This is a genomic window from Brevundimonas sp., assembly GCF_036963785.1.
Classification (GTDB): domain Bacteria; phylum Pseudomonadota; class Alphaproteobacteria; order Caulobacterales; family Caulobacteraceae; genus Brevundimonas.
On the sequence record NZ_JBALUS010000008.1, the window covers coordinates 70442 to 93741 of the forward strand.

The following is a 23300-nucleotide window of genomic DNA, read 5'->3' on the forward strand; positions in this document are numbered from 1 at the left end:
GGCCGGGTCCATGCAGTCGCTGACAGCAAGGGAGCCCCACGATGAAGCTGATCCTCGGAGACAAGGCCTATTCCACATGGTCGCTGAGGCCGTGGCTGATCCTGAAGCGGTGCGGGGCCGAGTTTGACGAGGTGATGGTCGCCCTGAACCGGCCCGATACGGCCGACCAGATCGCCCGTCATGCACCGGCCGGCAAGGTGCCGGCGCTGGAGGTGGAGGGGGTGACCATCTGGGACAGTCTGGCCATCGCCCTGTGGGCCGAGGAACACTATCCCCATGCGCGGCTGTGGCCGGTCGACCCGCCCGCGCGGTGGGTGGCGCGGTCGGTGGTGTGCGAGATGCATTCGGCGTTCGGCACCCTGCGCAATGATCTGGGCATGGGGCCGGACCATCCGATGGTGGGTGAGCCGGGTGAGGCGCATGTGCCGTCCGAGGCCCTGTCCGCCGACATCCGCCGCATGGTCGCGATGTGGAAGGACGCCAAGGGGCGCTTCGGCGAGGGCGGGCCATATCTGTTCGGGGACTGGTCGATCGCCGACGCGTTCTTCACGCCGGTGGCGGCGCGGTTCCGCCATTTCCGCATCGACCTGGATGCCCATGGCGATGACGGGACGGCGGCCGAATATTGCCGGACCCTGCTGTCCCAGGCCGATTTTCTGGAGTGGAGCGAGGCCGGTCTGAAGGAACGGGCCTGATAGGGGGCGGTTAACCGTCACCCAACACCGCTTTTTAGGGGAACAGTGGCAGGGTCAGGCACGTTCGACGAAGAACGCGCCCTCGAACCCCCGAGTTCCCGATGCCCTCGCCTGTCGCCCCCGGACCCGTCAACGCCGCCCAGCCCGGCTGGGTCAGCGTGGTGGTGAGTATTGTGGTGGCCTGCAGCCTGTGCGCCCTACTGCTCAGTAGCCTGATCTGACGGTGCGGCCTCCGGAGCCTGACCCTCAGGGGCGGGCGGCGGCGGCGGCACGAAATCCAGATAGATGGAAATGCCGGACTGGCCCGTGGCCAGGGCCTTGAGCGTGTTCAACGGCCGGCCCTGCAGGCGCTGGTAGATCCAATAGGCAGCCATGACCTTTTCGACATAGTCGCGGGCCTGGGGCACATCGATGGTCTCGATCAGCAGCAGGGGATCGGGATCGGGCCCCAGCTTGCGCAGCGCGCCCAGCATCGGGCCGGGTCCGGCGTTGTAAGAGGCCACGGTGCGCAGGACGTCGCCGTTGAACGCGGACAGGCCCAGCATCTTGATCACATAGGCCTGGCCCAGCCGCATGTTCACGCCCGGTTGATAGAGGCGTTCGGGATCCGAGACGAAACTGCGGTCACCGCTGAGTTCTGCGGCGGTGGTCGGCATCACCTGCATCAGGCCATAGGCGCCGGCGCCCGAGCGGACACGCGGATTGAAGTCGGTCTCCTTGCGCGCGATGGCGTAGACCAGCGACCGCTCGATGACGAAGCCACCCTCGGGCTCGAGCAGCGGCATCGGATAGCGGGCGGCGTCGATAACCTCGGCATCGCGGGCGCGGGGCGTCAGCTGGCGCGAGAAGGCCCGGCCGAGCGCCGACCACAGCTTGCGGTCCTCCTCGGTCGTGGCCGAACGGAGCCCGAGGCGGAACTGCTCGCGGGCGTCGTCCAGCCGGCCGACCTCGATCCAGGCGACCACGCGTCGGGCCTGCGGATCGCGCTCGATGAAGGCGATCAGGCTCTCGTCGTCGATGCGGATGTCGGGGGTGAAGGCGATGGCGCGCAGGCCCTCGTCCTGGGTCGCCGAATAGGCCTGGGGGCCCCAGTTGATGAGGGTGGGTTCGATGTCGAGCTGATAGAGGGCGATCTGGCCGTAGAAGGTCGCGGGCCAGGAGGCCGACAGGCGCAGCAGGGGTTCGATCTGCTCCAGCTGGCCGGACTGGGCGGCGGCGCGCGCGGCCCAGAAGGCGGCGCCGGCGCGGACCCAGGCGTCCTCGGTCGGGTCCCAGGCCACGCGCTCGAAGGCGGTGAAGGAGGCGGGGAAGTCGCCCATCCGCCAGGCGGCCAGGCCCACCACCCACCAGTCGCCGATGGCCATACCGGTGGCGCGGGCGTCGGCGAGGTTGTCGGCATTGAGGGCGATGCGGGCGGCCTTGGCGCCCTCGGCCTCGGTCAGGCTTTCCCAGGTGCGGCCATCGACCCGCCGGGGGCGGCGCGGTTCCGGGGCGCCATCCGGGCGGCGCCGGAGCGCGAGGGCATAGACGCGCGGGGCCTCGGGCAGGTCGGCATAGTCCTCAAGCCAGGCGCTGAGTTCCTCGAAGCTGGACACATAGTCGGGGTGGAACAGGCGTTCGAATTCGACCTGGCCCAGAAGGACGCGGTCGTCGGCCTGACGGGCCGAGGCGCGGGCGGTCTCGAGGTCGCCGCGTCGCAGGGCATCATAGGCGGTGGTGTAGCTGAGCCGGTCCGAGTTGCTGAGCACGCGCGGCTGGGCCATGGCCAGGCCCGGCAGGGCCACCGCCAGCGCCAGCAGCAACCCTGCCAGAACCGTGTGCCATGGCCGTGTGACTGTGCCCGTGATCATGCCGCCCCTTTGGATCGTTCTTACTCCCCGTGTCCCGTATCCGGTCAGGTGACTGCCGGATTTCGAAAAAGGGGCAAGGGCGATGCCAGCCTGCATTGCCCCCTTGGACGGGGGTCGATAGCTGTCGCCTCAATGGGGCGATTTTGAGTCAGGCGCCTGAGACGGGGTGTCGAGACGGGCTGCGAGCGCCAGCAGATCGGACCAGACCATGGCCTTGGCCTGGGGCTGGCGCAGCAGGAAGGCTGGATGGAGCGTCGGCATGACGGGGGCAGAGGTGCCGCCCTCGGCCAGATGCCAGTCGCCCCAGTTGCCGCGCAGGCGGGTGATGCCCTCGTTGCTGTGCAGGATGGCGCGGGCGGCGGCGGCGCCGACGGTCAGCACCAGTTTCGGCTTCACCAGTTCGAAGGCGCGCGCGACGAAGGGGGCGCAAATCGCCTGTTCCTCGGGCGAGGGGGTGCGGTTGCCGGGCGGACGCCAGAAGACGGTGTTGGTGATGATCACCTTTCCCTCAAGCTGCGCAGCCTTGAGCATGCGGTCCAGCAGGCGCCCGGCCTTGCCGACGAAGGGCAGGCCCTGGGCATCTTCCTCGGCGCCGGGGCCTTCGCCGACGATCATCACGGGGGCGGTGGCCTCGCCGCGCCAGACCACCGCCTGGCGCGCACCCATACCGCTGAGGGGGCAGGCCTCGAAGCCGCGAATCGCCTCGGCCAGGGATTCGAGCGAATCCGCCGCCTTCGCTGCGGTTCGCGCGAGGGCCACCGCTTCGGCGACCGTGTCGGTCGGGACCTTGGCCGAAGCCACAGGAGCCCGGAGCGGCGTGACCGTGCCGGGCTGGTCGGGGGCAGGCGTGCGGGCCGTCTTTGCGGGCGGCGGTGGTGGCGCCTCGCGGGTACGGTCGACCGGCGCATCGCCGAAACAGTCCTCGACGCCCGCATCGTGCCAGAAGGCCAGAAGCGCGGTCAGGGCATCCGAAGCGGCGGGTGAAGCGTTCATGCAGGCCGGGTCACAGGGTTGATGATGGGGGTGTAAGCCTTGACCACCCCCACGTCACCTTCTGATAAGGGATCAACAGCGGACCGAACCGGGTTCGGACAAAGTTTGCAAGGGGAGCCAACCACATGGCCAAGGATGCCACCGAAGGCGGAGCCAAGAACGCCTGGCAGGAAGCCGTTATCGACCGCCTGCCTGCGGTGGAGGCCCTGACCGGGGCCGAGCGCGAGGCCATGGAATATGATGTCGTCATCGTCGGCGCCGGCCCGGCCGGTCTGGCCGCCGCCATCCGCCTGAAGCAGAAGGCCGCCGCCGAAGGCCATGAGGTCTCGGTCGCCGTGCTGGAAAAGGGCTCGGAAGTCGGGGCGCACATCCTGTCGGGCGCCGTGATCGACCCGACGGGTCTGAGCGAGCTTTTCCCCGACTGGAAGGAGAAGGGCGCCCCGCTCGAGACCGCCGTCACGAAGGACAAATTCCTGGTGCTGGGCCCGCAGGGGCAGCTGGACATCACCCTGCTGCCGCAGCCAGCCTATATGAAGAACCACGGCTGTTATGTCGGTTCGCTGGCCAATCTGACCCGCTGGATGGCCGAACAGGCCGAGGCGCTGGGCGTCGAGGTCTATCCCGGCATGGCCGCCAGCCATGTGGTGTGGGACGAGCCGTCAGGCCGCGTCGCGGGCGTGATCGCCGGCGTGTTCGGTCTGGACCGCGAAGGCAAGCCGACTGACGACTTCGAGCCCGGCATCGAGGTGCGCGGCAAATATGTCTTCATCGGTGAAGGCGTGCGCGGCTCGCTGGCCAAGACCATCATGGCCCGCCACAACCTGTGCGACACGGCCGAGCCGCAGAAATACGGCATCGGCATCAAGGAGCTGTGGCAGGTGCCGGCTGACAGGCATCAGCCGGGCCTGGTGCAGCACACCCTGGGCTGGCCGCTGGACGACAAGACCGGCGGCGGCTCGTTCCTGTACCACTTCGGCGACCGCTATGTGTCGGTCGGGTTCGTGGTGCACCTGAACTACAAGAACCCGTTCCTGTCGCCGTTCGACGAGTTCCAGCGCTTCAAGCATCACCCGGCCATCGCCGAGCATCTGGAGGGCGGCGAGCGCATTTCCTATGGCGCGCGCGCCATCACGGAGGGCGGCTATCAGTCGGTGCCGAAGCTGGCCTTCCCCGGGGGTGTGCTGATCGGCTGTTCGGCGGGCTTTGTGAACGTGCCGCGCATCAAGGGCAGCCACAATGCCGTGCGCTCGGGCATCCTCGCCGCCGACGCGGCTTTCGACGCGCTGAAGGCCGGACGTTCAGGCGACGAGCTGGTCGAATACCAGACGGCCTATGAGGCGTCCGACATCGCCCGCGAGCTGAAGCTGGTGCGGAACGTCAAGCCGCTGCTGTCCAAATACGGCGCCTTCTTCGGCACCCTGCTGGGCGGGATCGACATGCAGATCACCAGCCTGTTCCGCGGCTGGTCGCCGTTCGGGACGCTCGGCCACGGCAAGACGGATGCGGCCTCGACCGAGCCGGCATCCATGCACAAGCCGATCACGTATCCCAAGCCGGACGGGAAGCTGAGTTTTGACAAACTGAGCTCGGTGTTCGTGTCGAACACCAACCACGACGAGGACCAGCCGGCGCACCTGAAGTTGCTGGACCCCTCGGTGCCGATCCAGGTCAACCTGCCGAAGTACGGCGAACCGGCGCGGCTGTATTGCCCGGCCGGGGTCTATGAGGTGCTGTACGACGAGGACGGAAAATCCAATCCGCGCTTCCAGATCAACGCCCAGAACTGCGTCCACTGCAAAACCTGCGACATCAAGGACCCGTCGCAGAACATCGTCTGGACGACGCCGCAGGGGGGCGGGGGGCCGAACTATCCCAATATGTAGGTTCGCGTGTGGGGCGGGGGCTCTTGCGGACGGTCCGCAAACCGTGAAGGCTTGATCGCATGAAGCGTCTCTCCTCCCTCGCCGCCTGTTCTGTCCTTGCTCTCGGGCTGGGGGTGATGTCCGCGCCCGCCCTGGCGCAAGAGGTCCCGCCTCTGCCGACAGGCGAGGCCGAGGTCCCACCGCCCACGCCCATGCCCGAGGTCTGGGCGCCGGTGCCGGTCGATGATGAGGGGCGGTCGGTCTATGGCCTGTTCCTGGTCGGACGGCTGGCGGCGACCGAGGGCGAGGCGGGCATCGGAGCCGACTATCTGCGCCGGGCCCAGGTTCTGGCGCCGGACGTCGAGACCCTTCAGCTGCAGGCCTTTACCTCGTCGCTGATCGGCGGCGATCTGGCCTATGCGGGGCGACTGTCCCCCGAGGGGGAGACGGTGCCGCCGGTGCTGTCCGAGGCCGGGCGACTGGTCGAGGCGGTGCAGCATCTGCTGCGCGGGGACGCGGCGGCCGCCTATGCGGTGGTCGCCACCCAGCCGATCGGACGTCCGCATGCGCGACCGGGGACCTATGTCACCCCCTTTATCGCGGCGTCTGCCGGCGATTGGGAGCGGGCCCTGGCACCGGTTCAGACCCGGGCCAATGACATCAACAGCCTGTTCCAGCGATCGCACCGGGCGCACCTGCTTGAACTCCGCGGGGATCACGTCGAGGCGGAGGCCGAGTATCAGCGGCTGATCGCCAGCCGGGGCGGGCGCCAGCTGTTCACCCTGGCCTATGGCGAGTTTTTGGAGCGGCGGGGCCGCCGGGCCGATGCAGTGGCTCTTTATGACGCGACCCGGGCAGAGGGCGGAGACGATCCGTCGCTTCAGGCCGCGCGGGCGCGCGCCGCGGGACGGGGACGGCCACCGGCCCTGCTGACGCTCCGCGAAGGCGCGGCCCTGGCACTGGAGAATGCCGCCCTGCAGGCCAGTATCGAGGGCGGGCACGAGTTTTCCGCCGTCTATCTGCGGCTGGCCTATGCGCTGGTGCCCGACCCGGAAACCCTGCTCAACGTCGGCGTCAGCCTGGCCGAGGCCGATCTTGAGGTGGCGGCCCGCAATACGTTTGCGCGCATTGGGCCGGACGCCGGTCGCTATTATGTCGAGGCCCGGATCCAGTCGGCGCTGAGCTATCAGCAGGAGGACCGACCGGACGACGCCCTCGCCGAGCTGAACCGGGCCTTCGCCGCCGCTCCGAAGGATCCGCGGATCGCCTATCTGCTGGCCGGGCAGCTGGCCGATCTGGAACGCTATGAGGAGGCGCTGGCGCTGGCCGAGGGGCCGTTGCTGAACACGGCGGATCAGGACTTCTCGGTGCGTTTCCTCAGGGCAGGGCTGTATGACGCCCTGGGTCGACTGGATGAGGCGGAAGCCGAGCTTTGGGCGGCCATGCAGGCGCGGCCCGATGATCCCAACATTCTGAACTATCTGGGCTATATCTGGGTGGACAGCGGGCGGCGTATCGACCAAGGCGCCGAGCTGATCGCCCGGGCGGCCGAGATCGATCCGGGCAATGCCAATATCCAGGACTCGCTGGGCTGGGCCCGCTACCAGCAGGGCCGCTATGAGCAGGCGGTCGGCATTCTGGAGGGCGCGGTCGACGGCGAACCGGCCAATGCCGTGATCAATGACCATCTGGGCGACGCCTATTGGCAGGTCGGGCGGCGGCGCGAGGCGGTGTTCCAGTGGAACCGCGTGCTGACGCTCGAGCCGGACGCGGATCTTCGGACCGCTGTGGAGCAGAAGCTGGACGCGGGCCTGCCCGTGCCCCCGACCGTTTCGGCCAACGGGGCGTCCTGACACCCCATGCAATGGGTCGAGGCGGCTCCGGCCAAGATCAATCTTTTCCTGCATGTCGGGCCGGTCGCGGCTGACGGCTATCACCCCCTGTGCAGTCTGGTGGCGTTCGCCGACGTCGGGGACATGCTGGCGCTGGACCCGGACGGGCCACCGGGCCTGTCGGTGGTCGGGCCGTTCGGCGAGGCGCTGACAGGGGGGCCGGCTGCGCAAGCCGACAATCTGGTGCTGCGGGCGCTGGCGGCGCTGGACGAGGCCACCGGTCTGGAGACCTCCGCCCTGTCGCTGACGCTGGACAAACGGTTGCCGGTCGCCGCCGGCCTGGGCGGAGGCTCGGCGGATGCCGGGGCGGCGCTGAGGCTGGCCGCCCGCTATCTGGCGCCGGACCTCGACGATGCGGTGCTGGTCGAGGTGGCCCGGGCGCTCGGAGCGGACGGTCCCATGTGCCTGGCATCTACGCCCGCCTGGGCCGAGGGGCGGGGCGAGGTGCTGACGCCCGAGCCACGGCTACCCACCTTGCATGCCGTGCTGGTCAATCCGGGCGTGCCGTCGCCGACGGGGGCGGTCTATGGGGCCTATGACCGGCTGGGCGTGGGGCAGGCCGAGCGGCCGGCGGATCCGACCGATTGGGAGGTCGGGACCGTCATCGACTGGCTGGCGGACCAGAGGAATGATCTGGAAGCCCCGGCGCTGTTGAATACTCCGGTCATCGGCACGGCGCTGGAGGCGGTGCGGGCCGAGGGGCAGGCGTGGCTGGTGCGGATGTCCGGCTCGGGCGCCACCGTGTTCGGCCTTTACGAGGATGCGGTCGCGGCGGCCCAAGCGGCCGAGGCGCTGGGGGGTGCCCATCCCGACTGGTGGGTGCGGCCAGCCCGCCTCGGCTGATTTTCGCCGCATCCTGGCCCCGTCCGGGGTCATTTCAGGGCATTTGCGGTCAAGCTGAAACTTCACCGAACATGAATGGATTGTCATGTTGGAGAGATCACTCCTGTGAACCTCACGCCGGTCCTTCCCCGACCCGGCGTCACCGAACCATGGAGTTTACGATGTTGAAGACAGCCATGTTGTCGGCGGTTGCCACCGTCGCCCTGATCGCCGCCGGGCCCGCCCTGGCCCAGGAAACCACCCCGCCCACGACCCCGCCCGTGCAGACCATGCCGGCCTCGCCGCAGGAGGCCTCTCAGGCCCCTTCGGTGACCGAAGTACTGCGTGCCGATGGACGTTTCACCACCCTGCTGGCCGCACTGGAGCAGGCGGAGCTGACGAGCGTGCTGGAGAACCAGGCCGCCGTGTCGATCTTCGCCCCGACCGATGAGGCCTTTGCGGCCCTGCCCGAGGAAGAGCGCACCCGGCTGATGGATCCGGCCAATCTCGGCGAGTTGCGCGCGCTGCTGCTGTACCATGTGATCGCTGCCGATGTGGCCTCTGACCAGATCATGGGGTTGCGCGGTGGCGTGCCGACTGCGGCTGGTGCCCAGGTGCAGTTCGACGGCACCGGTGACGCCATCCGCGTCGATGCCGCGACGGTGGTCGAGGCCGACATCGAGACCGCCAATGGCGCCGTCTTCGCCATCGATACCGTGCTGAGCCCGGCGGCGTCGCAGGCGGCCATGGGCGATGAGGAGGCGGCCGTAGCCGTCGAATCCACGCCGCCGACCTTGCCGGAAGAGCCGACCGAGGACGCGATGGGGCCGAACGACCCCCTGCCGACGACTCCGGAATAAGCCCCGCCGTCGGATCGATGAATGGCCCCGGACATGCGCCGGGGCCATTTGTCTATGCGCCGCTTAACGGCCCGCAAACCGGTGATCCCGTAGGATGGGGCCATGAAAACGCTCAGCCCCGACCTGATCGCCCGCTTCGATGCCGTCCGTGCCCGTGTGCCGGAGGCGGACCGTGCCCTTCTGGCCGCCCTTGCCGATGACGCGGCTGCTTCTGCCGCCGCATCGGCCCCGCACTGGGATTTCGACCAGCCGGGACATCGGGTGGAAGAGGCGCTCTGTGCAGCCTTCGGGACGAAACTGACGGATGACCACCGCCGCGCCCTGATCGCCCACTATGCGCTGGACCTGCCGGGGCGGATTGCGGCCGAGCGACTGCCGCAGGCCAGTCTGGAGCTCTATCCCGAGTGGATCGGTCGGATGGCGGACTTCCTGACCGCGGCCGCCGACCCCTATGACCGCGACTTCTGGGCCAAGGATGTGCGGCTGTCGCTGGCGCTGAGCGTGCCGGGGGCGCGCACCCAGATGCTCGACCTCAGCTCGCCCATGGGTCCCGGACAGGTGCTGCGCCATGCGCGCGAGGGCTGGGGCTGGTCAGTGATCCCGGCCTATGCCGCCGCCCAGTCGTGGAAGCCGTGGCTGGAGGTCCATACCGAAAGCCGCGAGCTGTCCGATTTCAACGAGGCCGGCTGGGACCGGGCCTGGGCCACGGCCGCCGAAATCCTCAAGACCCGGCCGGATATGGCGGGGATGCTGGGCTCCAGCTGGTTCTATGATCCGCCGCTGGAGACGATCAGCCCGCGGCTGGCCTATCTGCGGCTCAATCCGCTGAAGCACGGCGCCTTCATGATCCACCAGGGCCCGGGCGACATCCATACCGAACGCGCGGCCACCAGCTCGCCGACCCGCAAGGCCCTGATCGAGGAGGGCAAATACACGGCCCGCTCATGGATCGTCGCCTGGCCGCGCGCCGCCCTGATCCGCTGGGCCGATGCGCGCAAGGCGGCGGGAGTCGCCGAGGCGGCGTGATTCACCTTTCCCCTCTCCCGTGGGACCCGAAGGGCAGCGCGGAGCCTGAGAGGGGGCAGGGGGTGAGGGGCTCTCCGCATCCTTCGGCGTGAGCCGTCGCACCGGCCCTGCCACGGCGGTCGCCGACACACACCGCCGACCCTCATCCGGCGCTCGCGCGCCACCTTCTCCCATCGGGAGAAGGAAACAGAAAAGACGATCTTTCTTACGCCGCCTTCAACGTGCGGGCCCCACCCACAGACGCCCCCCACGCCTGACCGACGGGCAGGATCGTCAGGCCCGACTGTTTCGCCAGCGTCAGCACGTGGTCGAGGTCGGCGGGCGTGCAGCCATAGGGCGTCGGGTGGTCCGAGACATCATGGGCGTAGGCGGTCAGCCAGCCGGCCTTGTCCGCCGCCTCGGCCATCATGGCCTCGAGGTGATAGCCGGGCAGGCGGCGGCTCTCCATGCCGAAGCTCTTGATCAGCATGCGGTCCTCGCGGCCGACATTCAGACCTTCGCGCACGCCGCGCGCCAGATCGAAGCGGCGCCGCAGGGCGCGCTTGGCGCCAAGGGAAGCATCGCCGAACGGGTAGGCGAAGGTCTGCATGCGATAGCCGTCCAGCCGTTCGGCCACCCAGCGGGCGTTGCGGTCCAGACTGTCGGCCAGCGCCGGGCCGTCCAGCCTGAGCACGCTGTCGTGGCCAAAGGTATGACAGCCCACCTCGTGCCCCGCCGCATGCAGGGCCTGCAGCTGTTCGGTGGTGAACTGGGGCAGGTCCAGATTGGTGCCGCGCTCCAGCCCGCCGCAGACGTAATAGGTAGCCAGAACCCCGTGGTCGGCCAGGATCGGACCGGCGACGCTCCAGGCGTTCTCCGGGAAGTCGTCGAAGCTGAGGCTGAACAGGCCGCGCGCGGGCGCGACGTTCGTCGGCTCGATCTCCAGATAGCGGGCGGCGCGCCTGCGGAATTGGTCCAGCTGTCTCATGGCGCCATCCTGCCCGGCGACGTTTAAGGAACGGTGCAGTCGCCTTGTCGCCACGGCCCGGCGCGTCTAGGGTCCGCCGCCTTCTTCCCCGGACGAAATGCCTGACGTGACCACCGAACCTCTCTCGTTTCAGGACCTGATCCTGACCCTCCACAAATACTGGGGCGATCAGGGGTGTGCGATCCTGCAGCCCTATGACATCGAGGTCGGGGCCGGCACCCTGCACCCGGCCACCGTGCTGCGCGCGCTCGGCCCGCGCCCGTGGAAGGCCGCCTATGTCCAGCCCAGCCGCCGCCCCGGCGATGGCCGCTATGGCGAAAATCCCAATAGATTACAGCACTATTATCAGTATCAAGTGATCCTGAAGCCGAACCCGGAGGACCTGCAGGCCCTCTATCTGGGGTCGCTGGAGGCGATCGGCATCGATCCGAAACTGCACGACATCCGCTTCGTCGAGGACGACTGGGAGAACCCGACGGTCGGGGCCTGGGGGCTGGGCTGGGAGGTCTGGTGCGACGGCATGGAGGTGACGCAGTTCACCTATTTCCAGGGCGTCGGCGGGATCGAGGTCGATGTCGTCTCGGGCGAGCTGACCTATGGGCTGGAGCGTCTGGCCATGTACGTCCAGGGCGTTGATAATGTTTACGACCTTCGCTTCAACAAGGACGGCCTGACCTATGGCGAGGTGTTCCTCGAGAACGAGAAGCAGCAGTCCGAGGCGAATTTCCGCGGCTATGACGTCGACGGGCTGAAGCGCCGGTTCGAGGATATGGTGGCCGAGGTCGAACGCTTCCTGGCGATGACCGGCCCGCAGGGTCAGGCCCTGGTCCTGCCTGCCTATGATCAGGTGCTGAAGGCCTCGCACCTGTTCAACCTGATGGATGCGCGCGGGGCGATCGCGGTCGCCGAACGACAGAGCTACATCGGCCGTATCCGGGATCTGTGTAAGGCCTGCGCCACCGAATGGGTCGAGCAGGAAAGGGGACGTGCGTAATGCCCCAGCTTCTGATCGAACTGTTTTCCGAAGAGATCCCGGCCCGGATGCAGGCCGGGGCGGCGCGTGATCTGGAGCGGATGGCGACCGACCGGCTGAAGGCTGCGGGCCTGACGTGGGAGGCGCTGACGACCTTTGCCGGGCCGCGGCGGCTGACGCTGGTGGTCGAGGGCTTGCCGGCGGCGACGCCCGACCGCGAGGAAGAGATTAAGGGGCCGAAGACCAGCGCGCCCGAACAGGCGCTGGAGGGCTTTCTGCGCAAGACCGGCCTGACCCGCGAGCAGCTGGTCGAGCGGGACGGCGTGCTGTTTGCCGTGATCTCGGAAAAGGGGCGGGCGACCGCGACCCTGATCCCCGAATTGGTCGAGCGGATCGTGCGCGACTTCCCCTGGCCCAAGTCGATGCGCTGGGGCACCGGCAGCCTGCGCTGGGTGCGGCCGCTGAAGCGGATCGTCTGCCTGTTCGACGGGGCGGTGGTGCCGTTCGCCATCGACGGCATCGAGAGCGGCGATACGACCGAGGGCCACCGCTTCATGGGCTCGGGCAGACCGTTCGCGGTCAAGGATTTCGCCGACTATCGCGCCCGGCTGGAGCGCGAGCATGTGCTGCTGGACGCCGCCGACCGGCGGCTGAAGATTCTGGAGGCGGCGCGGGCCGTGTGTCAGGCGCGCGGGCTGGAGCTGGTCGACGACGACGGCCTGCTGGACGAGGTGTCCGGCCTGGCCGAATGGCCGACGCCGATCCTGGGTCAGATGGACCCCGCCTTCCTCGACCTGCCGCCCGAGGTGGTGCGCCTGTCGATGAAGGTGCACCAGAAGTATTTCGCCGTGCGCGACCCGAAGACCGGCGGCCTCGCCCCGAACTTCGTCGTGGTGGCCAATGTCGAGGCCAGCGACGGCGGCACGGCGCTGGCCGCCGGCAATGCCCGGGTGCTGTCCGCCCGTCTGAACGACGCCCGCTTCTTCTGGGACGAGGACCGCAAGGTCGGCTTCGACGTCTGGGCGAAGAAGCTGGACGGTGTGACCTTCCACGCGAAGCTGGGCACCCTGGCCGAGCGGGTCGACCGCATCGCCGCGCTGGCGCGTGAGATCGCCCCGCTGGTCGGCGCTGAAGCCGATCAGGCCGAACAGGCCGCTCGTCTCGCCAAGGGCGATCTGGCCTCTGGCATGGTCGGGGAGTTCCCCGAACTGCAGGGGATCATGGGGGGATATTATGCGCGGCTTGCCCCCACCCCCGCCCGCCGGGCGGACCCTCCCCACACGGGGGAGGGAGACGGCGCCAATCTCCCTCCCCCTGATGGGGAGGGTGGCCGCGAAGCGGACGGGTGGGGCGATGCCATCGCCGACGCCGTCCGCGACCACTACAAGCCGCAGGGGCCGAACGATGCGGTGCCCACCGCGCCGCTGACGGTCGCCGTCGCCCTGGCCGACAAGCTCGACACCCTGGTCGGCTTCTTCGCCATCGACGAAAAGCCGACGGGCTCGAAGGACCCGTTCGCGCTGCGCCGCGCCGCGCTGGGTGTGATCCGGCTGGTGCTGGAGAATGAAAAACGTCTCCAGCTACGAGATATCCTGGGCTCTGCCTTTGCGCTGCTTTCGACCAAGGTGTGGGGTCGCGGTATCGCCCGGCTTGTCGACCTGGAGATGGATGAAGAGGACGGTCAGATTTCGCAGGCGGACGCGAGCGAGCTTGCTTCGCTGAGGGCCGCTGACATCCGAAGCAACGATCCTTCAGGGCACACGGTTGAGGATGATGTTCGAAACGTCGCCGACCTCCTCGCCTTCTTCGCCGACCGGCTGAAGGTCCTGCTCCGCGACCAAGGCCAACGGCACGATCTGGTGGATGCGGTGTTTGCGCTGGGCGACGACGATCTGGTGCGCATCGTGCGGCGGGTGGAGGCGCTGGGGACCTTCCTCGAGACCGAGGACGGCGAGAACCTGCTGGCGGGCTACAAGCGCGCGTCGAACATCCTGCGGGCCGAGGCCAAGAAGGGCGATCTGCCCGAGGGCGACCCCGTCGCGCTGGACGGCGCGCCGCCTGAGGAAACCGCCCTGATCGCCGCCGTGGCGAAGTCCGGGACCGAGGTCGAGGCCGCGCTCGCCACCGAGGACTTCGCCGCCGCCATGACGGCGCTTGCCGCCCTGCGCGCGCCGGTCGATGCCTTCTTCACCGCCGTGATGGTCAACGCCGACGTCCCCGCCGAGCGAGACAACCGCCTGAAGCTGCTGGGCCAAGTCCGCACCGTCATGGGCCGCGTGGCCGACTTCGGAAAGGTCGGGGGGTAGATCCTTCTCCCCTCGGGGGAGAAGGTGGCTCGCGGAGCGAGACGGATGAGGGGGCGGTCGGACCCGACTCGTCCGGTCGTCGATTTTTCGCTACCGTCCCCCTCATCCGTCGGCTTCCAGCCGACACCTTCTCCCCCGAGGGGAGAAGGGGAGGGGCGATGCATCAGTCACCGGACAAAACCCGCCGGGCGCGGCGTCTGCGATCCGACATGTCGCTGGCCGAGACGCGCTTCTGGCAGATGGTGCGGGATCGCAAGCTGGAGGGGCTGAAGTTCCGGCGACAGGCGCCACTCGCTGGACTGACGGTCGATTTCTATTGCGCCGAGCTCAAGCTGGTCATCGAACTGGATGGCGGCATACACCCATTGCGGGAGGCCGAAGACGCCGCGCGCGACGAGCGGCTGCGGGCGGCGGGCTTTGATGTAATCCGCGTCGGCAATGAGGCCTTTCTGAGCAATCCGAACACGCTGATCGCAGCGATCCGGCGACGGGCGGAGCAGATGGGGAAACGGCCCCCTCATCCGTCAGGCCTTGCCTGACACCTCCTCCCCCGAGGGGAGAAGGGTATTCGCAACGTCACACGCACTCACGGATTGTTACGGCTGCGGCCTCGCCTTCGCGGGTGCGGCGCGCTAGTCAGAACCGGAGCAGTGAGGCGAGGACAGGCACGATGACGCAGTGGGTGTATGGCTTTGGCGGGGGATCGGCGGACGGTGAGTCGTCGATGAAGAACCTGCTGGGCGGCAAGGGCGCCAATCTGGCCGAGATGTCGTCGCTGGGCCTGCCGGTGCCGCCGGGCTTCACCATCACCACCGAGGCCTGCGTCCACTATTTCTCGAACGGGCAGTCCTATCCCGACGCCCTGGCCGATCAGGTGAAGGCCGGTCTGGCCAAGGTCGAGGCGATCACCGGCAAGACCTTTGGCGATGTGAAGAATCCGCTGCTGGTGTCGGTGCGGTCGGGCGCGCGGGCGTCGATGCCCGGCATGATGGATACGGTGCTGAACCTGGGCCTGAATGACCAGACGGTCGAGGGGCTGGCGGCGCTGTCGGGGGACCGGCGGTTCGCCCTGGACAGCTATCGCCGCTTCATCACCATGTATTCCAACGTCGTCCTCGGCCTGAGCCACGACGATTTCGAGGAGGTGCTGGACGACCACAAGGACCGTCTGGGCGTCACCATCGATACGGACCTTGAGGCCGACCACTGGCAGGCGGTGATCGCCGACTATCTGGCGGTGGTCGAGGACCGGCTGGGCCAGCCCTTCCCGCAGGACCCGCACGCCCAGTTGTGGGGCGCGATCGGCGCCGTGTTCGACAGCTGGATGAACGACCGGGCGAAATTCTATCGCCGTATGCACGACATTCCCGAAAGCTGGGGCACGGCGGTCAACATCCAGTCGATGGTGTTCGGCAATATGGGCCAGACCTCGGCGACCGGGGTGGCGTTTACGCGCAACCCCTCGACCGGCGAAGCGAAGCTGTACGGCGAGTTCCTGATCAATGCCCAGGGCGAGGACGTCGTCGCCGGCATCCGGACGCCGCAGTCGCTGACCCGGGCCGGCCGCGAGGAGATGGGCGAGACGGCGCCGTCGATGGAAGAGGCCATGCCCGAAGTGTTCGGGCAGTTTGTCGAGGTCGTCGGGCGTCTGGAGACGCATTACCGCGACATGCAGGACATCGAGTTCACGGTCGAGCAGGGCCGGTTGTGGATGCTGCAGACCCGCAACGGCAAGCGCACGGCCAAGTCGGCGCTGAAGATCGCGGTCGATCTGGCCTCTGAAGGCGTGATCTCGGAGGAGGAGGCGGTCAGCCGCGTCGAGCCCTCGGCGCTGGACCAACTGCTGCACCCGACCCTGGACCCCAAGGCCGAGCGCCATGTGGTGGCGGCGGGCCTGCCGGCCTCGCCCGGGGCGGCCACCGGCAAGATCGTCTTTGACGCCGATGAGGCCGAGCGGATGAACCAGCTGGGCGATGCCGTCATTCTGGTGCGCGAGGAGACCTCGCCCGAGGACATCCACGGCATGCATGCGGCGCGCGGCATCGTCACGGCCCGTGGCGGCATGACCAGCCACGCGGCGGTGGTGGCGCGCGGCATGGGGCGCCCTTGCGTCTCGGGCGCCGGGGAAATCCATATCGATGAAAAGGCCGGGACCTTCACCGCCCGGGGCCGGACCTTCAAGACCGGCGAGATCATCACCATCGACGGTTCCAAGGGCGAGGTTCTGGACGGCGCCGTCCCGATGATCGAGCCCGAGCTGACCGGCGACTTCCAGACGCTGATGGCCTGGGCCGACAAGGTGCGCCGCCTGCGGGTGCGGGCCAATGCCGAGACGCCGCTGGATGCCAAGACCGCGCGCGGCTTTGGCGCCGAGGGCATCGGCCTGTGTCGGACCGAGCATATGTTCTTTGACGATGCCCGGATCGCGGCCGTGCGCGAGATGATCCTGGCCGATGACGAGGCGGGCCGTCGCGCGGCCCTCGCCAAGATCGCGCCGTTCCAGAAGTCGGACTTCGTCGAGCTGTTCCAGATCATGGCGGGCCTGCCGGTCACCATCCGCCTGCTGGACCCGCCGCTGCACGAGTTCATCCCGCACAGCGAGGCCGAGATCGATGCCCTCGCCGAGACCCAGGGGCTGGACGCTGCCAAGCTGAAGCGGCGGGCGAAAGAGCTGCACGAGACCAACCCCATGCTGGGCCACCGCGGGTGCCGGCTGGGCGTCGCCTATCCCGAAATCTACGAGATGCAGGTGCGCGCCATCCTCGAGGCGGCGCTGGAGGTGCAGGCCACGTCGGGCGAAGCGCCCCTGCCCGAGATCATGCACCCGCTGGTCGCCCTCGGTCTGGAGATGAAATATCTGCGCGAGCTGACCGACCGGACGGCAAAGGCGGTGTTTGAGGAGACCGGCCAGTCGATCGCCTATCTGGTCGGCACCATGATCGAGCTGCCCCGCGCCGCCCTGCGCGCCGGGGATCTGGCCGAACATGCGCAGTTCTTCAGCTTCGGGACCAACGATCTGACGCAGACCACGTTTGGTATTTCGCGCGACGACTCGGGCCGCTTCCTGCAGGCCTATATGGACAAGGGCATCTTCGAGACCGATCCCTTCGTCCGGCTGGATCAGGAAGGGGTCGGCGACCTGATCCGCATCGCGGCCGAGCGCGGCCGGGCCGTGCGCGCGGACGTCAAGCTGGGCATCTGCGGCGAGCACGGTGGCGACCCGTCGTCCATCGCCTTCTGCGAGGGCGCCGGGCTGGATTACGTCAGCTGCTCGCCCTACCGCGTGCCGATCGCCCGCCTTGCCGCCGCGCAAGCCGCGCTGGATGCCCGCTCCGGCACCGAGCGCGAGAAGGACCGCTAAGGCGGCACCACTGGCTTGCACGTCGCGCGTTTCCTGCCCATCTGTGCGGGACCGCTACAATCTGACCTGACCTACCGACGGAGGCCCGATGCCGCACGCCGACAGCCTGATTCTGACCCTCGTCGGGGGATTCGTGCTGGCGTTTGTGTTCGGCATGATCGCCCACAGGCTGAAGCTGTCGCCGCTGGTCGGCTATCTGGTGGCGGGCGTCGCGGTCGGGCCGTTCACGCCGGGCTGGGTGGCCGATACCGAGCTGGCGCCGCAGCTGGCCGAGATCGGCGTCATCCTGCTGATGTTCGGGGTGGGGCTGCATTTCTCGCCCCGGGACCTGATGAAGGTGCGCAAGGTCGCCGTGCCGGGCGCGCTGTTCCAGATCGCCTCGGCCTCGGGGCTGGGCTGGCTGCTGGGGCGGTTCGCGCTGGGCATGGGCGATCTGGAAGCGGTGCTGATGGGCTTTGCCCTGTCGGTGGCCTCGACCGTGGTGCTGCTCCGGGCGCTGGAAGAGCGCAAACAGGTCAAGTCGGATGTGGGCCGCATCGCCGTCGGCTGGCTGATCGTCGAGGATCTGGTGATCGTGCTGGCGCTGGTGATGGTGCCGCTGCTGGTGGTGCCCGCCGGTCAGGTGCTGGATGCGGCGGCGCTGGGGGCCGATCTGGTGTGGACGCTGGGCAAGGTGATCGCCTTCGTCGGCCTGATGCTGGTGGTCGGTGGTCGGGTGCTGCCGTGGTTGCTGGTACGAATCGCCCATACCCGGTCGCGCGAGCTGTTTACGCTCGGGGTGCTGTCGATCGCGCTGGGGATCGCCTGGCTGGCCTATGCCGTCTTCGGCGCCAGTTTTGCGCTGGGGGCCTTTGTCGCCGGACTGGTGCTGAACGGGACGCCGCTGGGCCATAATGCGGCCGAGCGGGCCCTGCCGCTGCGCGACGCCTTTGCCGTGCTGTTCTTTGTCTCGGTCGGCATGCTGTTCGACCCGACCATCCTGATCGAAAAGCCGTTCGCGGTCCTGGCGGTGCTGGGGATTGTCGTCGTCGGCAAGACGCTGGCGGCGCTGGCGATCACCACGGCGTTCAAGCTGGATCGGGCCACCAGTCTGACGGTCGCCGCCAGCCTCGCCCAGATCGGCGAGTTCAGCTTCATCCTGGCGGCGTTGTCGATGTATCTGGGCGCCATGAGCCGTGAGACCCACGACCTGATCCTGGCCGCGGCCCTGCTGTCGATCACGCTCAACCCGTTTGTCTTTGCCCTGATCGACCGGATCGGGGGGCGTCCGGTGACGGCGTCTGAGCCGACGGCGCCGCGACCGTGATGCGATCCCGGGGCAGGGCCTCGGGGTGTTCGGCCTTCAGCCAGGCGATCATCTGTTCGCGGATGGCGCAACGCAGCTCGAAGGCATCGCCGCCGTTGCGGGCGCTGGCCAGACAGCGGACCTCGATCACCCGTTCGCGCAGATCGGTGACCTGAAGCACGATCGTGTCGCCGTCCCAGAGGGGGGATGACCGGACGATCTCGTCCAGCCTGGTGCGCATGGCCTCGATGGGGGCGGCATAGTCCAGATAGAAGAAGGCGCTGCCGATCAGGGTCGCCGAGTCGCGGGTCCAGTTCTGGAAAGGGTTCTGAATGAACCAGGTCAGCGGCAGCACCATGCGGCGCAGGTCCCAGAGCCGCACCACGACATAGGTGGCGGTGATCTCCTCGATATGGCCGAACTCCGTCTCGACGATGATGGCGTCGTCGATGCGGATCGGCTGGGTCAGGGCGATCTGGATGCCGGCGATCAGATTGGTCAGCAGGGGCTGGAGGGCCAGACCGACGATGATCCCGGCGGCGCCGCCTGCGGCCAGCAGGCTGACGCCCCACTGGCGAAAGCCGCTGATGGTCATCAGGGCGAAGGCGAGGGTGAAGACGATGATCAGGGTCGCGGCTGCCCGGCGCAGGATCCGCACCTGGGTCAGGTGTTTGCGCGCAATCAGATTGTCGGCGACGTCGATCCGGTATTTGCGCAGGTGGATCGCGGCGGCGATGTCGAGGGCGGCCAGACTGGCCCAGCCGGCCGTGATGACCATGCCGATGTGCAGGCCCTGCCGCAGCAGGGCAGCCATGCCCTCCTGAAGCGGCAGGAGCGGCGAGACCACATTGATCGCCAGCAGCACCAGCGCCAGCCGGGCCGGGCGGCGCGTCCGACTGACCAGCGAGCGCCAGAAGACGTCGCTCTGCTTTACCGCCCGGCGAACCAGCGCCGTGGCGAGCGCATGGACCAGCAGGGCGATGCCGATGGCGCCGCCCAGCAGCACCAGCGTCTGGCCCCATAGCGGCAGCCAGTCGAATCGCTCGAGGGCGTCGGCCCATGCGGCGGCGATGTCTGTCATCGGAAATCCGGCAGATCGGTCATCTGCAGGGAAGGGACGGGGCCGGAGAGGGTTCCGAATCGTCGGAAATCAGTCCGGCCCCGTGTCGATCACAGCACCCCGATCATCGAGGCGACCAGCGGGTGACGGACGATGTCGCGCTCGGCCAGTTTCACGACCGCGATATTGGGTACCGCCTGCAGGCGCTCGGCGACGTCGGACAGGCCCGAGATGCCGGGCAGCAGGTCGGATTGTTGCGGATCGCCGGTGACGACCATGGTGGAATGCCAGCCCAGCCGGGTCAGCAGCATCTTGAGCTGGACGTAGGTGCAGTTCTGGGCCTCGTCGACGACCACAAAGGCGTTGTTCAGCGTGCGGCCGCGCATATAGCCGATGGGGGCGATCTCGATCAGGCCCTCGGCCATCAGCGCCTTGACCCGCTTCATGCTGAGCCGGTCGGACAGGGCATCGTAGAGCGGCCGCAGATAGGGGGCCAGCTTGTCCTCCATGTCGCCGGGCAGGAAGCCGATCGATTCGCCGGCCTCGACCGCCGGGCGACTGAGGACGATACGACCGACCTTGCCGGCCTCCAGCGCCTCGACCGCCTTGGCCACGGCCAGATAGGTCTTGCCGGTGCCGGCCGGGCCGAGGGCCAGGACCATATTGTGATCGTCGATGGCCTCCATCAGGGCGGCCTGACCGTCCGACTTGGGCTTGAGCGTCTTCAGATAGGCCTGGTCCCGGTCGTCATTGGACGGATAGGGCGACCAGCCATTGCCCTGCTCCCCGCGTCTCGGTCGTCCCTGCCCCACATGCGGCGGAAGACGTCGGACCTTGGCCTCCTGAATGAACTCCGGCGTATCGAGGACACCGAACTCGCGGGCGGCTTCGCGGGTCTGACGCTTGAGGGCTGAGCGCTTGGTCATGGACGACTCCAGGGCATGAAAAAAGGCGATACCGGAACGGCACCGCCTGACAGGGCTTGGGGGAGGAATTCATCGCCGGTGGCGACGCAACGACCGGGGTCGGGACGGAAGCCGCGGGACGCGGCCCTGTCTTTGAGAGGGATGTCGTTCAACGGGTGACCCCGTCGAGCCCGGCACACCATGCGCCACCTCCGAAAGCGACTGCGCCGGGCGAAACACTCGACGGCGAGGCCAAGACCGATCTGATCTCGAATCGCCTCAACATCCTGATGCTAACGTGGTTTAAGGAGTGTTAAAGCCACTATCTGCTGAATATAGGGACGGGTTCGGATGAGTGTTCACACCTTGGGCGACAAGAAACCTCAGCTTCCTCCGGAGGGGGAATACTGGATCGCGCCGAACGCCACCGTCATTGGTGACGTGATTCTCAAGCCGGGGGCCAGTGTCTGGTTCGGGGCGGTGGTGCGAGGCGACAATGACCCGATCACGATCGGGCGAGACACCAACATCCAGGACGGCAGCGTGCTGCATTCCGACCCCGGCGAACCGCTGACCATCGGCGACGGGGTGACGGTCGGTCATATGGTGATGCTGCACAGCTGCGAGATCGGCGACAACAGCCTGATCGGCATCGGCGCGGTGGTGCTGGGCCGCGCAAGGATCGGCCGGAACTGTCTGATCGGGGCCAATGCGCTGATCACCGAGGGCAAGGAGATCCCGGACAATTCGCTGGTCATGGGCCAGCCGGGCAAGGTGATCCGCACGCTGGAGCCCGGTCAGATCGAGGCGCTGAAGGCCTCGGCCGCCCACTATGTCGCCAATTGGAAGCGCTACGCGACCGATCTGTCGGACGCCTAGGCGACCCGGCGGCCCTGCAGGGCGATCAGCTGGGGCCGGGCGCGGGGCGGTTCTCCGACGGCCAGACTGGCGTGAGCTGACAGGCGCGTGGGCGAACGGCTGACGGGCTGGCCGAAGCCCCGCGGGCGGTACAGGCCAACGATGCGGTCGGCGCGACCGCTGGGCCCCCTCAGCGGGACCAGAGGCATTTCGATGCCGCCGGGCAGGCGTGGGCAGTCCCCGGTCAGAATGACGGGCCGAATCTCGCGCAGGCATTGGGCGAGGGCCGATTCGACCAGCGGCAAGGAGGCATGGTCCCACAGGTCGCGCCAGGCGTGGCCGCTGAGCGGCCGACCGTGCAGGGCCTCGATCCAGTCTCCGGCGAGACGGATGCGGCTGGCGCGGGGGCGATACTCCAGCAGAAACAGCCGGGTCACCAGCGGCCCCAGGGACAGGGCGTCGAGGTCCTGCCGGTCGGGAATACGCGAGGCGCCCGGAAGCTGGCTCCAGGTCTCGATCAGCCGTGTTGTCTCAGTATGAAACATCCCGAACGCTCCTGACGACGGTGTCGCAAGGCGGGGGCCACGGCAAAATGCAACGGAAACGAAAGGGTTTTGCCGCCATCCTTGAGGGTGAACGGCCCGGTTCTTGCTGGAATCGTGGCGACTGATCACTGAAGGAGACCTGCGCATGCGGGTGCGGATCATCCAGGGACTGGTGGCGATGGCGGGCTTTTTTGCCGTCATGGCCGCTGCCGATACGGCCCAGGCGCAGTGCAACTCAGGCTGTCAGCCGCCGCCGCCGCCGTGCTGCGAGCCGCCTCCGCCTCCGCCGCCACCCCCGCCGCCGCCCAATCCGTGCTGCGAGCAGCCGCCCGCGCCGCCGTGCTGTGGCGGAGGCGGCAACGTCAATGTGAACATCAATGTCAATGCCAACGCCAACGCCTCGGCCTCGGCGCGCATCAATGCCCGTGGCAGCTCGACCGTGGTCGTCGGCGGGGGAGGCGGGGCCTATTTCAGCTCGACGCCGCGCTATCCGACCACCATCCAGGGCCTGAATGTCGAGGGCGGCCTGATCCGCGAGACGATTCGCGTGCCCTATACCGAGGTGCGCCGCTTCCGGAAGCGGGTGGTGATCCAGGCGGTCTGTATCGACGACCGCAATGTCCCGCACCCGGCCTCACAGGTGCGTGGCGACCGCGAGATCTTCGAGGACTACGAGGGCGAACTGTACCGCTGCCTCGCCGGCAGCTGGCTGCAGATCACCATGTCCGAATACGAGGGCGAGACCCGGTCCGATCACGGCGAGACCATGGTCTGCCGCAAGGGTGAAGCCCTATGGTACGGCGGGCGCGAAAGCCGGATGGAGTGCCGTCCGCAGCGCCCCGAGCGCGACTGCAACGAGCGTTCGCTGCTGCGTCGCTACGGCGCCGGGGTGAAGATCCTGACGCTCTATCGCGAGGAAACCTACACCGAATATCGCGAGGAGATCGTCGAGCGCGAAGGTCTGGCCGTGTCGGGCTCGTTCCTGATGCTGGACGGCGGGGTCGGGTCGCGCGGCTACTGATCGCCAGGGTGACGCCGGG

19 protein-coding genes are annotated in these 23300 nt (G+C 68.1%); 13 read left to right on the forward strand and 6 right to left on the reverse strand.

The window, feature by feature from the left end:
• Positions 1-41: 41 nt before the first annotated feature.
• Positions 42-695, forward strand: coding sequence for a glutathione S-transferase family protein (locus V7672_RS14490; RefSeq protein ID WP_335625277.1), 654 nt, complete (start codon positions 42-44; stop codon positions 693-695).
• Between the two features lie 197 nt (positions 696-892).
• Here the strand turns inward: V7672_RS14490 and V7672_RS14495 are convergent, their stop codons facing one another.
• Both V7672_RS14495 and V7672_RS14500 read right to left on the reverse strand, forming a co-directional pair.
• Complete coding sequence (locus tag V7672_RS14495; RefSeq protein WP_335625278.1) at positions 893-2545, reverse strand: lytic transglycosylase domain-containing protein; 1653 nt, start codon at positions 2543-2545, stop codon at positions 893-895.
• 129 nt (positions 2546-2674) lie between these two features.
• On the reverse strand, positions 2675-3538 hold the full coding sequence (locus V7672_RS14500; protein WP_335625279.1) for a uracil-DNA glycosylase: 864 nt from the start codon (positions 3536-3538) through the stop codon (positions 2675-2677).
• A 125-nt stretch (positions 3539-3663) separates the two neighbouring features.
• Between V7672_RS14500 and V7672_RS14505 the strand changes: the two genes are divergently transcribed.
• The 5 genes from V7672_RS14505 (at position 3664) to V7672_RS14525 (ending at position 10000) form a co-directional block, all read left to right on the forward strand.
• Entirely contained in the window at positions 3664-5421 is a 1758-nt protein-coding gene (locus V7672_RS14505; RefSeq protein ID WP_335625280.1) for an electron transfer flavoprotein-ubiquinone oxidoreductase, read from the forward strand.
• A gap of 59 nt (positions 5422-5480) precedes the next feature.
• Positions 5481-7253 carry a tetratricopeptide repeat protein gene (locus V7672_RS14510; RefSeq protein WP_335625281.1) on the forward strand — a complete coding sequence of 591 codons (1773 nt, stop codon included), beginning with the start codon at positions 5481-5483 and terminating at the stop codon, positions 7251-7253.
• 6 nt (positions 7254-7259) lie between these two features.
• Positions 7260-8135 (forward strand): 4-(cytidine 5'-diphospho)-2-C-methyl-D-erythritol kinase, encoded by an 876-nt coding sequence (locus V7672_RS14515; RefSeq protein WP_335625282.1) that lies wholly within the window; start codon positions 7260-7262, stop codon positions 8133-8135.
• Between the two features lie 161 nt (positions 8136-8296).
• Positions 8297-8974, forward strand: a complete 678-nt coding sequence (locus V7672_RS14520; protein ID WP_335625283.1) for a fasciclin domain-containing protein — start codon at positions 8297-8299, stop codon at positions 8972-8974.
• Positions 8975-9076: 102 nt separating this feature from the next.
• A complete protein-coding gene (locus V7672_RS14525) occupies positions 9077-10000 on the forward strand; it encodes a hypothetical protein (RefSeq protein ID WP_335625284.1) in 924 nt (307 codons plus the stop codon).
• Between the two features lie 205 nt (positions 10001-10205).
• Here V7672_RS14525 and V7672_RS14530 read toward each other — a convergent pair whose 3' ends face one another.
• Positions 10206-10967 (reverse strand): polysaccharide deacetylase family protein, encoded by a 762-nt coding sequence (locus V7672_RS14530; protein WP_335625285.1) that lies wholly within the window; start codon positions 10965-10967, stop codon positions 10206-10208.
• Positions 10968-11064: 97 nt separating this feature from the next.
• Between V7672_RS14530 and V7672_RS14535 the strand changes: the two genes are divergently transcribed.
• From V7672_RS14535 to V7672_RS14555, 5 genes are all read left to right on the forward strand, one after another.
• A complete protein-coding gene (locus tag V7672_RS14535) occupies positions 11065-11961 on the forward strand; it encodes a glycine--tRNA ligase subunit alpha (RefSeq protein WP_442889548.1) in 897 nt (298 codons plus the stop codon).
• Positions 11961-14246, forward strand: coding sequence for a glycine--tRNA ligase subunit beta (glyS, locus tag V7672_RS14540; RefSeq protein WP_335625286.1), 2286 nt, complete (start codon positions 11961-11963; stop codon positions 14244-14246). Before V7672_RS14535 ends, glyS begins: the two co-directional genes overlap by 1 nt.
• Before the next feature lie 158 nt (positions 14247-14404).
• A complete protein-coding gene (locus tag V7672_RS14545; protein ID WP_335625287.1) occupies positions 14405-14785 on the forward strand; it encodes an endonuclease domain-containing protein in 381 nt (126 codons plus the stop codon).
• 131 nt (positions 14786-14916) lie between these two features.
• Positions 14917-17607, forward strand: coding sequence for a pyruvate, phosphate dikinase (gene ppdK / locus V7672_RS14550; protein WP_335625288.1), 2691 nt, complete (start codon positions 14917-14919; stop codon positions 17605-17607).
• Between the two features lie 88 nt (positions 17608-17695).
• On the forward strand, positions 17696-18913 hold the full coding sequence (locus tag V7672_RS14555) for a cation:proton antiporter domain-containing protein (protein WP_335625289.1): 1218 nt from the start codon (positions 17696-17698) through the stop codon (positions 18911-18913).
• On the opposite strand, the gene V7672_RS14560 is transcribed toward V7672_RS14555, so the two are convergent.
• Positions 18831-19973, reverse strand: coding sequence for a mechanosensitive ion channel family protein (locus tag V7672_RS14560; protein ID WP_335625290.1), 1143 nt, complete (start codon positions 19971-19973; stop codon positions 18831-18833). The genes V7672_RS14555 and V7672_RS14560 overlap by 83 nt on opposite strands.
• Before the next feature lie 89 nt (positions 19974-20062).
• Entirely contained in the window at positions 20063-20890 is an 828-nt protein-coding gene (locus V7672_RS14565) for a PhoH family protein (RefSeq protein ID WP_335625302.1), read from the reverse strand.
• Positions 20891-21208: 318 nt separating this feature from the next.
• Between V7672_RS14565 and V7672_RS14570 the strand changes: the two genes are divergently transcribed.
• Complete coding sequence (locus V7672_RS14570) at positions 21209-21736, forward strand: gamma carbonic anhydrase family protein (RefSeq protein WP_335625291.1); 528 nt, start codon at positions 21209-21211, stop codon at positions 21734-21736.
• Here the strand turns inward: V7672_RS14570 and V7672_RS14575 are convergent.
• The gene (locus V7672_RS14575; RefSeq protein ID WP_335625292.1) at positions 21733-22260 is read right to left on the reverse strand and encodes a PAS domain-containing protein; all 528 of its coding nucleotides are present in this window, start codon (positions 22258-22260) and stop codon (positions 21733-21735) included. The genes V7672_RS14570 and V7672_RS14575 overlap by 4 nt on opposite strands.
• A gap of 145 nt (positions 22261-22405) precedes the next feature.
• On the opposite strand from V7672_RS14575, the gene V7672_RS14580 reads away from it, so the two are divergent.
• Entirely contained in the window at positions 22406-23281 is an 876-nt protein-coding gene (locus tag V7672_RS14580) for a hypothetical protein (protein ID WP_335625293.1), read from the forward strand.
• Positions 23282-23300 lie beyond the last annotated feature (19 nt).